Genomic DNA, 13,652 nt, shown 5'->3' on the forward strand with positions numbered 1-13,652 from the left:
TCTTTTATTTTGTTGTAACATGCAAGTAAATACCTGTTTTTAATTTATTGCCTTTTTCTCCTTTAACTTTTGGATGAATAATTAAGGTATACTCTTTTCCGGCTGTTAACTCATTTTTGGGTGTGACTAGAAGCTGTCGCCCTGATACTTTATAGGATGTTTCAACAATGTTCCCGCCAAGTTCAACTAAGTCTATTGATGTCGTATCAATTGATTTAGCAAGATTATCAGAAAAGTTGATTTTAAATGTTTTATTTAATGGTACGTTTTTTAAGGATGTTATTTCTTTATAATTGTTTAAGTTAGATGCAATTGTATCGTAATGAGCTTTGAAGAGTGGATTACTCACAGTTTGTATATTCGGTTTTACTCCAACCTCGTTAATTTTCGTACCATTTGGACCGTAGAAATGGCCAACCGTTAATTTTAGGAAGCTGCCATCTTCAAGTTCATAAAACCCCTGCATTGAGCCTTTTCCATACGTTGTTTGCCCATATAATATTGCGGACTTTTGATCCAAAAGTGCGGCTGCTGTCATTTCCGATGAGCTGGCACTAAATTTATTTATGAGTAACTTCGTATCAGGTGGGAATGTACTGGACTGTTTAATAGAACGGACATTGGAAGTTCCGGTAGCTTCGGTAATTTTGTAAGCATAGATAGCATTGGGGAACATTCCAATGAGCTGCTCTGCTGCGGTCACATAACCCCCACCATTATTTTGTAAATCAAATATAAACGTTTTGGCTCCTTTATTTTTCAAATCACGAATCGCTTTTGTTACTAAGCTGGCAGTATCATTTGAAAATGAGTTTAAGGAAATATAGCCGGTGTTTCCATATAAAATCTTCGTCTCTACATTTGGCATTGAAAAAGCTTTACGTGTTAAATTCTTTTTTAAAGTGGTACCATCTTCACGTAATAACGTTAAAGAGACTGTAGTTTTTTCCGCTCCTTTAATACGGGAAGAGGCTTGATCGATTGTAAGGGGGGGAGTAGACACGCCATCGACTTCAGTAATAATGTCACCTACTTTTAAGCCAGCACTTTTTGCACTGCCTCCCTCAATAACCTCGGTAATTAAAATACCTTTTTCTACTTTTTCAATGACTACGCCTATTCCGACTGAAGTAAGCTCAACGCCATTAATGAATTCTTCAAATTCCTCTATGGTAAAGTAGGTTGAATATGGGTCGAGCATATTCATTAGTTGCTCGATACTTGTTGCGCGGTTGATATCACCATTGATTGTGCCGACATAGTTTTCCTTCACGATTTGCTTTGCTTCCTCCAGAGGAGCAGAAAGCACAGTAAATGGAATTGTTAAGCACAAAATGAAAAATAGCAGTGCTGACAAATGCTTTTTTATCATGAGTCCACCTCATTAATTTATTTTTGTGGAATAATGGGAATAGAATAACTTCCATATTATTGTTATTTCTATTATACGCCATAGTTAAAGAGGGTACATTAAAAGTTTCCTCTTTTAACGTACCCTCTTTATCATCACACTTATTTTCGTTTTACTAAGTACATAATGTAGCCGATAACCCCGCCGACCAATGCTGGGACAACCCATGCGATACCTTGCTCGTATAATGGGAATATTGATAGGAAATTATCATAGGCTTCAATTTCAAAACCAGCTTGTTTTATGCCATCATAAATCGCAACAATTCCTGTAAATATTAATGCCATGCCATAAACGCTTGGTGCATGGTTAAATAAGTTACCGAATAGTGCGAATAACATAAGCACAATGGCAAACGGATAAATCGCTACTAATACTGGTAATGATAAGTTAATTAAATCTTCTAGGCCAAAGTTTGAAACACCGAAACTGAATAGCGCAAAAATAACTAAATACACTTGATAAGAAACTTTAGGGAAAATTTTATGGAAGAAAGTCGCATTTGCCGATAACAAACCAACTGATGTTGTTAAACACGCTAAAATGATGACTGCCGATAAAATAATATTACCTGCTTGACCGTAAAGTTGTTGTGCAGCTAATGAGATAATAGTTCCGCCATCTTTATGGAAGCCAATAGCTGAAGTACTCGTCACTCCGATATATCCTAATGATACATATACAAAGGCTAACCCAAGTGCAGCGACAATGCCTGCAAAGACAGTGATTTTAATTTGTTGTGCTTTTTCAGTTACTCCTCGAGCTACTAAAGATTGAATGATTACAATACCAAATACTAATGAGGCAAGTACATCCATCGTTAAATAGCCTTGTATGAATGATTCACCGAAAGCATTATTTATATATGCGCCTTGTGACTCACCAATCTCACCCATTGGAGTAATAATCGCTTTAATCGCAAGGAAACAAATAACGATTAAAAGAGCCGGTGTTAAAATTTTCCCTACACGATCGACTATTTTTGTCGGATTGTATGCTAAGTAGAATGTTAATCCGAAAAATAAGATAGTTGTAATAAATAATGGGACCCAGCTTTCCTGCATTGTATCAGATAAAAACGGTGCAACCCCGATTGAATATGATACGGCACCTGTTCGCGGAATCGCAAAGAATGGTCCAATAGATAAATAAATAATAGAAGTAAAGATGATTCCGAAATATGGATTAATACGACCTGCTAATACTTCCAAATCACCGCCATTTTTTGCAACGGCAATTATACCTAAAAGAGGTAGCCCTACTCCTGTTATTAAAAATCCAATCATAGATATTAGTATATTTTCCCCTGCCATTTGACCTAATTGGGGCGGGAATATGATATTACCTGCACCTAGGAAAAGCGCAAATAACATAAAACCTACCGCGATATTATCACGAATAAAACTTGTCTTGTTACTCATGTTGACTGAACTCCTTTTAATTTGAAAATACAAAACTTTCTAAAAATTTAAATCTTTTCACAGAAATTAATTCTATCATAAAAATAGTAAAAAACAAGTATAACGAGCAAGGTAAATTTACCCTGTACCATAATTTACGCAATTTGGACAAAATTCAATTAACACTTAATAGGTAATGAAGTATAATAATATTCATAATTTGTTAATATTTTTATTGTTGTTCTATCTATTGGCATGTTGTTTCCTCTATTGTAAATTAAGTAAAATAGATTTGATTAGGAGTTTCATAGTAGAAGGAGGAGTTTTCCAAATGAATATTAAATGGAAGGTAATGCTAACGGGAATAGTATTTTCGACAGCCTTACTAGTAACGCCAACTGTAGAAGCCGCACCTTCTTATTCGGTAAAAAAGGGGGATACATTAACAAAAATTGCGAAAGCCCACAACACGACAATACATCAGCTGAAGCAATGGAATAAACTAACTGAAGATCGGATTTACATAGCACAAAAACTAGTAGTAGCTCCTATTAAGAATACTGTTACTACAACCGGAATAAGTAAAGTTAAAGCAATTTCTGTTGTAGAAGAAAAGGTGAAAGTGCCAGAAAGCGCTCATTTTCATACAGTAGCTAAAGGTGATAATTTAACAAATATTGCTAAAAAGTATAACGTATCGATTGTAAGTTTAAAGCAATGGAATAACTTGAATTCTGATGCCATCAAAGTCGGACAAAAGCTTGCAATTGGCACACAAGCTAAAAAGGATCAAGCTGTTGAAGCACCGACTGCCGCGAACGTCGAAGCCGAAATTAACTTTAAACAAACCGCAGATGAAGTGATTGAGAAGCAATTAAGCAGGGAACTTGCCTTACCTGGTACTGTTTCGCATCAGACGGAAGCTTTATATACTCATGCCATTGCTATTGCAAATGGAACAATAGGTACCCCTTATAAATATGGCGGGACAACTATTGAAGGTTTTGACTGCAGTGGCTTCGTAAACTTTGTATTCAATTCAGTAGGTATTCAAATGGATCGTAAAAGTAGTCTTATGTATTTCGAGCAGGATACAACGAAGGTAGCGCAACCGGTGCCAGGAGATTTAGTGTTTTTCAAAAACACCTTTATTCCGACTATTTCTCATATGGGGATTTATTTGGGGAATGATGAATTTATACATGCTGGTTCTAAAGGAATCACGATTTCAAATGTTAATGAAAAATACTGGTCAGAACGCTTTGTTGCTTATAAACGACTAAATAATTTAAAATAATTTAGAAAAAGAACTAATAAATACACGTAGTATGTCGTTTACTAGTTCTTTTTCTATTACATAACCGAACCTTAATGTTACATTTATTACAACATAGAGGTCGCTTTAAGGTAATTATTACAAAGGAATAGCTTCTTTTTTCCAGTAATATAGTTCTAAACCTCTATTATAAATAGGTTTTTATTATGAGTTTAAAGAATGACAAAATAGGGTATATGTAACCTTATTGTTACAGAACTGTAATGTTATATTCTGTAATATCATGTTAATCTGATATCAGTTAAGTTTTCAGAAAATTAATTGATGTTGGGGGAACACGATGGATTACTTTAAATTAATACGCAATTCGGTACTAACTTTGGCAGCAGCCTTCGTCATTTTCTTCACACCATTGAATGAAAACGAAGCTTCTGCGGAATCAGCTTACTCCGTTGAAGAGCTGAAAGAAATCTCTTCTAAGTATATAGGGGTACGTTATTCATATGGCGGTACATCAGCAAAAGGTTTTGATTGCTCAGGCTATGTACGTCACGTATTTAAAGAACTGGGTATTACTTCCCTAGAACGTACATCTTCAGATATGTACAATCAAGGAACTTCAGTAAAGAAAAGTGAATTGGAGCCGGGGGATTTAGTATTTTTCAATACATCTGGTAAACGTGTCTCTCATGTAGGGATTTATATTGGATCAGGTAAATTTATCCATGCATCGACAAGCAAGGGTGTTATTAAAACAAGTATTAACGACAAATATTACTGGGGTAATAAATATGTAGGCGCAAAACGCGTGGCTAACTTCTCTACAGCAGAAGCAATTGCAGCAGCTACAGAAGATGATTCAGATGTTGATAACACGCCAGAAGCAGAATAATACATAGCTTATACACACTACTACATACTGCATATATAGATCTCTCACTCTTTTACTAGAGTGGGGGATTTTTTAATTTGAGTTTTAGGTTCTCTTATAGGAGTAGACGATGTTCGATGTTCTACATTTCAGGGCGAAGTTTCAACATTCGGCAAAAAAGTTTCTACTATTCAAATAAAGGAAGACAATAAAAGTGGTCGTTCTACTTTTGAAGTGAAGTGTTCTACATAAGGAGGAAGAGTTTCTACATTTCAGGGAGGAGTTTCAACATTCGGCAAAAAAGTTTCTACTTTTCAAATGAAGGAGGACAATAAAAGTGGTCGTTCTACTTTTGAAGTGAAGTGTTCTACATAAGGAGGCAGAGCTTCTCCATTTCAGGGCGGAGTTTCAACATTCGGCAAAAAAGTTTCTACTTATCAAAAGAATGCGGCTAATAACAAGCGATCTCATAAAATTTTCTGCGACATATATATTGTCTATTAAATCCTCACACACAAAAGAAAACACAGCATTCGGAAGAGAATATAAATTCCGAATGCTGTGTATGATAATTAATTTCTATTGTGGTACACGGGCTGTCCAGCGGGAAAGATCAATTCCTTTAACAGTAACTAATTCTTTCGGGAAAATAAATGTCCAAGGCTTTGTCGTATTCGGCTGTACAGATAAGACAGGTTCTAATTTGAATGAGCCTTTTGCTACAACAACATTACGGGCATCCATAATTTCAAGTGGTAATTGTTCCAGATTAATCGCTTTATCATGACCATTACGGATAAAGATAGATGCATGTAAGCTACCGTCATTGTTCATCTTAGCTTGTAATCCTGTAAAGTTAACTTCTGTTTTTCCTAATTTCGGTAAAGTTTTTACGATTTCTGCAAGCTTTTCTTGCTGATCCTTTGGTAATTGTTTTTTCCATGTATCATCCAAGTCTAATTGATGACCACGCAATGATAATAAGTTGAATGAAATCTTCCAGCCTTCTTCTGGTACTTCGTCTGCTGAAATGGAAGAAGCAGGGAAATTGAAAATCCATGGACGTGCACTTTCTGCCGGAATTACGCCTAGCTCTTTGAAGTCAAAATAGTGTGAAGCTAGACGGTTGTCATCTTTATCTAAAATTAATAATTCAATATCGCCTAATTCAATTGCTTCGGATAATGAAGAACGGAAAAATGCTTTTACATTCCATGAACCGTTAGACATAGAAGGCTCAATATTAATTGCCGATAATGATAATTGATTTGGTTTTAATGGTGCTAAATCATTTGCTAAGAAATTAAATACATATTTTTGTTCTTGCGGTACATCCCATTCAGGATGGAAAGATAATTTTGTAATGACATCACGATTTTCATCTTTTTTAGAAGCTTTACCAGATGTTTCTACGACTGATGATGAATCAACAGCACTATCTTTACCTACTTTGTCACCTTTTTTAAATAAATCGAATAAACCCATTCTGTTATTCCTCCACATTCATCGTAATATTTTTCATAAATGCAACAAGTTCTTCCACAATTGTACGACGAAGCTCCTGATAGTTTTTACCAAATAGTTCTAGCCCTTCGCGTTGGTAAATTCTCATTGGGTCTTCTTGTTGGTAATGACGTAAGCCAATACCTTCTTTTAAATGCGCCATTTGCTCTAAATGTTTCACCCACATATGATCGATATAGCTTAGCATTACCTTTGGAATAACTGACATAATTTGTTCGTTTTCCTCAAAGCTTTCGATTACAGCCTTTAACTGTTTTACAGGAGGATCCATTGCATCAAGTAAATTTTTCACTTTTGTTTCATCGCGATTTACTATGACAGGTTCAATAAATAGAGAGTTTACTGTTTTCTCCATTTTATCGAAATCCCATTCAATAACATCCTTATCTTCTGGGGCATTTTCACGAACTGCAAAGTCCACTGTTTCATACATCATTCGAATTAGTAAAGGAATTATATCTTCATTCTTTAATACTTTATCGCGTAAATCATAGACAATTCGACGCTGATCATTAATCACATCATCAAGCTTTAAGTTGTATTCACGCATAGAGAAATGTGCACCTTCAACGATACGTTGTGTACGTTCGATCAACTCTGTTACTTCTTTATTCTGCACGACACCAATGTCGTTAGTAGTCATTTTTTTGCGGAATTTTTCTACATCATCTTTTGCGAAACGCTTGAACATATCGTCTTCAAGGGATAGGATAAATTGACTTTCACCTAAGTCTCCTTGACGACCGGAACGTCCGCGTAACTGGTTGTCAACACGACGGCTTTCGTGCTTTTCTGTTCCGATAACAAACAGACCGCCAAGCTCTTCAACGCCATCTCCCAATACGATATCCGTACCACGACCGGCCATGTTAGTGGCAACTGTAATACGGCTTTTTTGGCCTGCCTCTGAGATTAATTCAACCTCTTGCTCGACTGTTTTCGCATTTAATAATTGGAAATCCAACCCGTATTTCTTTAAGTAACTTGCGACTTTTTCGGATTGTAAAATAGAGGTAGTTCCGATTAATACCGGTTGACCTTTTTCATGGCGGCGTAATGCTTCCTGGGCCACGTATTCGTATTTTTGCTCAATCTTTTCAAATACGAGATCGGGTTGGTCAACACGGCGGCGCGGACGATTCGTTGGAATTTGAATAACGCGCATACCGTAAACTTCCAATATCTCTTTTTCTTGCGTTTTCGCAGTACCAGTCATCCCTGATAATTTCGGGTACATACGGAAGTAGTTTTGAATTGTAACTTGTGCCTGTGCTTTGTTTTCTTCAGTGATCGTTACGCCTTCTTTTGCTTCGATTGCTTGGTGTAAGCCATCTGAAAGTGAACGACCTTCCATGATACGACCTGTGAACATATCTACTAGCTCAATTTTGTCGTCACGTACGATGTAATCGACATCAAGCTCAAACATAACGTGCGCACGAACTGCCTGAATAACGTAATGGTATAAAGTTTGATGATCTAAATCATACAAATTGTCGATACCGAATGCAGCTTCAACTTTTTCAATACCTTGATCTGTTAAAGAAGTTGCTTTCGTCTCATCGTCAAAATCATAATCTTCTTCAGGCTTGAAACGTTTGGCAAGCATAGCAGCAATACGGTGCAATTCTTCATTGGCTCCCATTTTACCCGCAATAATCAACGGTGTTTTCGCTTCGTCGATTAAAACAGAGTCCACCTCATCAATAATAGCGAAGTGGTATGGACGCTGAACTTTGTCGCCAATAGTGTGAGCCATGTTATCACGTAAGTAATCGAAACCAAATTCCGTTCCGACACCATATGTAATATCCGCGTTATACGCTTCTTTTTTAGCTGTCGGTTCCATCATCGGTACGTTCAGACCAACTGTTAAACCAAGGAAACGGTGGATTTGTCCGATTAATTCGAAGTCACGTTTTGCTAAGTAATCATTTACTGTAATAACGTGAACCCCTTTGCCTTCTAATGCACGTACGTAGGAAGGAAGGGAAGCAACTAATGTTTTACCTTCGCCTGTTGGCATTTCGGCAATATTACCTTCTGTTAATACAAGACCACCAATCAACTGAACATCGAAATGGCGCATGTTTAATACACGTTTGGAAGCTTCACGGACAACAGCAAATGCATCAGGGATAATGTCATTAAGCTGCTCACCGTTTTCTAAACGTTCTTTAAATGTAAATGTCATATTTCGAAGCTCGTCGTCTGACATTGGACTATATATGGCTTCGAGTTTATTAATTTGCTCTACAGTTTTGTAGTATTTTTTTAGCTCTCGAGCACTAGTTTGCTCTTTACTGCGTTTGAAAATTGAGAACATTATTTTACTCTCCTTTAAAATTGGCTACTTTAATATAGTAGACACTCAATTATTTTATCAAATTTTGCTGAAAAAGACTACCGAACTAAAGGGGATTGATAGGAATAAGAGAAATAATATGGAAATTTATACGATAAAGAGTAATGTCTTTTTTAATAATGATCTATTTTTATACAAATTATTTGTTATATAAAAGACTCATCACCATACATAGAGTTGCTTTTCTAATAAACAAAATAAGGGAAGACATTACTGTTATTTGAATGATGTAGCTCTTTTTTAGGTCAATAACGAAATTCCTTCCTCTATTTATCTTATTAATGTAACCATATAAAACATAGTTATGAAATTAATGGTAAATAAACGAAAATATAGTGGTAGGAAATATATCTATATTTTATGAAGTAATCATGCTATACTAATCATGAAAAATAATGTAGAGTTTTATGAAATTTAAACGCTACGATTAATCGTATTGTTTTGACCCTACAAAAATTAAGGAGGAGAGACATGATTTACGTGTCTTTAATCGTAGCTTTTATTGCTGCAATTATACTAACTCCGCTTGTGAAGCGATTGGCTTTTCGCCTTGGAGCTGTAGATGCCCCAAACTATCGTAAAGTGCATGCTCGCATTATGCCGAGACTGGGTGGCTTAGCAATTTTTGGTGCGTTTATGATTGGAATTTTACTTTTAAAATTTGTTACGGACTTTCAAAGTAATTACTTATATGCGATCTTAATTGCTGCGACAATTATTGTGATTACAGGTATTGTGGATGATATGCGAGAGATTTCCGCAAAGGCTAAATTGCTTGGTCAAATTATTGCAGCTTGTATCGTTGTATTTGTTGGTGGCATTCAAATTGAAAATATTAACTTACCATTTGGTGGAGAACTAGAATTTGGTTGGTTAGGTATTCCATTTACTATTATTTGGATTGTCGGCATTACGAATGCAATTAATTTAATCGATGGATTAGATGGACTTGCTGCAGGTGTATCGACAATTGCCTTAATTACATTGGCGGTTATGGCGATGATTATGGGGAATGGTATCGTTATTGCAATGGCAGCCATTTTAGCTGCAGCGACAATCGGTTTTCTGTTTTTCAATTTTCATCCTGCTAAAATTTTCATGGGAGATACCGGGGCACTGTTTTTAGGATTTATGATTTCTGTACTAGCTCTTTTAGGCTTTAAAAATGTAGCAGTTATTTCATTCGTTATTCCTGTGATTATGCTAGGTGTTCCAATTTCTGATACATTCTTTGCCATTGTACGTCGTTTACGTAATGGTAAAAAGTGGTCAGACCCGGACAAATCACATTTACATCACCGTTTATTGGATGTAGGTTTCTCTCATTCTCAAACAGTAATGATTATTTATGCGATGGCAGCTATGTTTGGTCTCGCAGCCGTAATTTTCTCAATGGCAAAAGTATGGGGCGCGATTTTACTGATTGCTGTTATTTTAGTGGCAATTGAAATATTTGTAGAAATTATCGGTCTTGCCGGCAAAAACTATAAACCGTTGCTCAACCTGGTACGAATATTCAATAAATGAAAAGATCGAAACAAGTAAATGGCTGATTGCTGTTTACTTGTTTTTTATTTGGGGAATAGTTCATTTTGTGGCATTGGTATAAAAAAACCAATCTCCGAATGAACGGAGATTGGCTGATTATTGTGTATCTGTATTTGATTTTGTTGTATATGCAGAATTCGTTTCGGAGCTGGTACCTGATATATTAGTAGATTCAGGGTTTACTCCTAGATGACTTTGCAAAATATGGCTTACTTCGGTCAGTGCCTCTTCATCTAATTTGTAGTAGTATACACCGGTTGACATATCGTCATATCCTTCTAGCGTTAGTGTATCAATACGAGGCATACCGTTTGTTAAGTAGCTGAAGAAAGATTTCATTTCAGTGAATGTCATGTCTGTTTTCATATTGTTGCCAACTGCTGAAATGATATCATCGTATTTTGTTATTGATGTAAATGACGAAGCTTTAGTAGCGATTGCTTTAATGATTTCCTGCTGGCGTTTTCCGCGTTCGATATCATTATCCTGCTTACGTGTTCGGGCTAGTGCAAGTGCTTCTCGACCATCTAAAGACTGTAAACCTGGTTGTAAGTTTACCGTATTCCGGTCAAATTCATCTTTTTCGAGCATTGCATATGGTACTTCTGCTTCAATACCACCCAATGCATCAACAATGTCGATAAAGGCGTTAAAGTTCATACGTACATAATAGTCAATTGGAATATCGAATAATTCTTCCACTGTTTCAATAGAAGCAAGTGTACCACCACGAGCATGGGCATGGTTAATTTTATCCTTGCCTCCAATATGCGGAATGTATACGTAGGAATCACGTGGAATACTAACTAACTTAACTGTTTTAGTTTTATTGTTTAGAGTGGCAAGCAAAAGTGCATCTGTACGAGAGCTATCAGCGCCTTGACCACGCTTTTCACTATCATCGACACCCAGGATTAAAATAGAAACATTGTCTTGTGCCGGCTCGACTTTTACTTCGCGATTTTCTGAAATTTTCCGGTCTTCTATCACTTCATATGCGTTATCTGCAGCATGTTCAGCCTGTTTTGTTAAATAAACAGCGTAGGCGCTTGCACATATTGCAAGTGATAAGGTAAGGAGCATCGTAACTTTGAAAAACATTTTGATTTTCGACGAGCCCTTCTTTTTATTTTGCCTTGTTTTCATAAATATTCTCCTCTAGGTTAGGGATAGGTTACTATATTAGAACGAGTATTATAAGTGTTTTCAATCTAATCTAATATACTACAATCTACTTTTGTCGTAAAGTAACGATATATACTTTAGTAGCAGAAGCATCGTTACTCCTTAGAAAACTCAATAAACAGTGCGTCCTCATTTGTTATTGTTGCCTGCCCGTTCGTCAATTCCGTTATCCAATCGGTGAAAATCTGTTCTTCCTCTTTTAGAACGTGCACACAAACTTCAACATTTTCTGCATAGAGTATGTCTTGTAACATATAGTGCGAACTACGAATCTCATTTTCTATTTTCCCCAAAAATCCATAATCAATCCCAATTTTCATCAAATAATGCAATTTACGCTCGACAACCTGGGCAGCGGCTATCCCTTCAGTCGTAGCTTTACCATAGGCGCGGATTAAGCCGCCTCCACCAAGTTTTATGCCACCGAAATAGCGGGTTACGACAACAACCGTATCTTTTAAACCTTGTTTTTTTAAAACTTCTAACATAGGAACGCCTGCAGTGCCACTTGGTTCCCCATCATCATTCGCTTTTTGAATTTGATCGTGCTCACCCACCAGATAGCAAGAGCAGTTATGAGTAGCTCCGGCATGCATTTTTTTAATTTTTTCTATAAAAAGCAGAGCTTCCTCTTCTGTCTCTGCACGATTGACATATGTCAAAAAACGTGATTTTGATATGATTATTTCCGATTCTCCGTAATCTTTTACGGTTAAATAGTTATTTATCATTATATATTCTCCTTATTTTACCATGAGTGTCTTTAATTTGTGGTCATAATTTAACTTAAAAAATATTTGAATAATGCTATAATATGTATGTACTATAATAGTAGTAAATATAATAAAAAGATAGAGCAGTTCGCATTCTTGGGAAGTAAGGTGGGGAAAAAGTGCTTGAAAATAATCAAATAGATGTTGCCTCGCTGGATGTAATATTTAATCGAATGTTAGAAACTATTACAAATTCCAAAGATGATATATTTATAATAAGTGAACAAAGTCGAAGAAGCTTCGAAGATATGCAACAAGAATTAGAGATTGTTCGTCAAGAAATAAAGATTATCATCGATGAGAGTGATAACTTAGAAAGAAAATTGCAATTATCTAGACAACGGTTAGTTGTTGTGAGCAGAAATTTTAATGAACATTCCGAACAACAAATTCGTGAGGCTTATGAAAATACAAGCAAGCTCCAATTAGAAGTTACCATTTGCCGTGAACGTGAAAAACAACTTAGAGATAAGCGAGACGATTTAGAAAGACGATTGCGTACACTTTATGATACGATTGAAAGAGCGGACCATATTGTCAATCAAGTAAATGTTGTTATAAATTTTTTAACAACCGATCTAAAAAACGTAGGGGCAGCGCTGGAACAAGCAAAAATAAAGCAAGACTTTGGTATACGGATAATTGCTGCTCAAGAAGAAGAACGAAAGCGTCTGTCTCGGGAAATTCATGATGGGCCAGCACAAATGATGGCAAATGTACTCATGCGCTCGAATCTGATTGACCGTACATACCGAGAAAAGGGCGTAGAGGCTGCATTAAACGAAATAAATGATTTAAAAGTCAGTGTTCGTAATGCATTATCTGAAGTACGACGCATTATTTATGATTTACGTCCAATGGCACTTGATGATTTAGGGATTGGCCCGACACTAAAAAAGTACTTATCTACACTGATGGAATACAATCCGACTACGGAAATTCAATTCATCTCGTACAATAGTGAGCGCAGAATTCCTTCTAATTATGAGGTGGCGATTTTCCGTTTAGTGCAGGAAAGTGTAAATAATGCAATAAAACACGGAAAATCTACTCAGATTATTGTTAAAATTGAGTGGTTGGAAGCCGAAATAAATGTTGTCGTGAAAGATAACGGATCCGGGTTTGATACGGAAAATGTTCGACAGGGAGCATTTGGTATTATAGGAATGAAAGAAAGAATTGATTTATTAAAAGGCTCTATAAAAATTAGTAGTAATATTGGTAAAGGTTCTACCATTTTAATGAAAATTCCATTACCATCAAAAAATGAAGAGATATATTAAATAGTGTCCAGGGGGT

At 36.1% G+C, this 13,652-nt stretch carries 10 protein-coding genes; 4 read left to right on the forward strand and 6 right to left on the reverse strand.

Annotated elements, in window-relative coordinates; genetic code table 11:
- Positions 1–4: 4 nt before the first annotated feature.
- Together MKY13_RS03100 and brnQ are read right to left on the reverse strand one after the other, a co-directional pair.
- Entirely contained in the window at positions 5–1,372 is a 1,368-nt protein-coding gene (locus MKY13_RS03100; protein ID WP_339215240.1) for a S41 family peptidase, read from the reverse strand.
- 140 nt (positions 1,373–1,512) lie between these two features.
- Positions 1,513–2,832: a branched-chain amino acid transport system II carrier protein gene (gene brnQ / locus MKY13_RS03105; RefSeq protein ID WP_191698695.1), complete on the reverse strand. Its 1,320-nt coding sequence runs from the start codon at positions 2,830–2,832 to the stop codon at positions 1,513–1,515.
- A gap of 310 nt (positions 2,833–3,142) precedes the next feature.
- On the opposite strand from brnQ, the gene MKY13_RS03110 reads away from it, so the two are divergent.
- Both MKY13_RS03110 and MKY13_RS03115 read left to right on the forward strand, forming a co-directional pair.
- Positions 3,143–4,108 (forward strand): C40 family peptidase, encoded by a 966-nt coding sequence (locus MKY13_RS03110; RefSeq protein WP_191698694.1) that lies wholly within the window; start codon positions 3,143–3,145, stop codon positions 4,106–4,108.
- Between the two features lie 319 nt (positions 4,109–4,427).
- Entirely contained in the window at positions 4,428–4,979 is a 552-nt protein-coding gene (locus MKY13_RS03115) for a C40 family peptidase (protein WP_191698693.1), read from the forward strand.
- A gap of 558 nt (positions 4,980–5,537) precedes the next feature.
- On the opposite strand, the gene MKY13_RS03120 is transcribed toward MKY13_RS03115, so the two are convergent.
- Together MKY13_RS03120 and secA2 are read right to left on the reverse strand one after the other, a co-directional pair.
- Positions 5,538–6,443, reverse strand: a complete 906-nt coding sequence (locus tag MKY13_RS03120; protein ID WP_339215243.1) for an accessory Sec system S-layer assembly protein — start codon at positions 6,441–6,443, stop codon at positions 5,538–5,540.
- Between the two features lie 4 nt (positions 6,444–6,447).
- Positions 6,448–8,808: an accessory Sec system translocase SecA2 gene (secA2, locus tag MKY13_RS03125; RefSeq protein ID WP_191698691.1), complete on the reverse strand. Its 2,361-nt coding sequence runs from the start codon at positions 8,806–8,808 to the stop codon at positions 6,448–6,450.
- 510 nt (positions 8,809–9,318) lie between these two features.
- Here secA2 and MKY13_RS03130 point away from each other — a divergent pair.
- Positions 9,319–10,374 carry an MraY family glycosyltransferase gene (locus tag MKY13_RS03130; RefSeq protein ID WP_191698690.1) on the forward strand — a complete coding sequence of 352 codons (1,056 nt, stop codon included), beginning with the start codon at positions 9,319–9,321 and terminating at the stop codon, positions 10,372–10,374.
- A 117-nt stretch (positions 10,375–10,491) separates the two neighbouring features.
- Here MKY13_RS03130 and MKY13_RS03135 read toward each other — a convergent pair whose 3' ends face one another.
- Together MKY13_RS03135 and MKY13_RS03140 are read right to left on the reverse strand one after the other, a co-directional pair.
- Positions 10,492–11,541, reverse strand: coding sequence for an LCP family protein (locus MKY13_RS03135; RefSeq protein ID WP_191698689.1), 1,050 nt, complete (start codon positions 11,539–11,541; stop codon positions 10,492–10,494).
- Between the two features lie 134 nt (positions 11,542–11,675).
- Positions 11,676–12,311: a YigZ family protein gene (locus tag MKY13_RS03140; RefSeq protein ID WP_339215247.1), complete on the reverse strand. Its 636-nt coding sequence runs from the start codon at positions 12,309–12,311 to the stop codon at positions 11,676–11,678.
- A gap of 161 nt (positions 12,312–12,472) precedes the next feature.
- Between MKY13_RS03140 and MKY13_RS03145 the strand changes: the two genes are divergently transcribed.
- Positions 12,473–13,636, forward strand: coding sequence for a sensor histidine kinase (locus tag MKY13_RS03145; RefSeq protein ID WP_339215249.1), 1,164 nt, complete (start codon positions 12,473–12,475; stop codon positions 13,634–13,636).
- The last annotated feature ends 16 nt before the right edge of the window (positions 13,637–13,652 follow it).

Origin of the sequence: Solibacillus sp. FSL W8-0372, assembly GCF_037969735.1 — a bacterium.
In the GTDB taxonomy this organism is placed as follows: Bacteria; Bacillota; Bacilli; order Bacillales_A; family Planococcaceae; genus Solibacillus; species Solibacillus faecavium.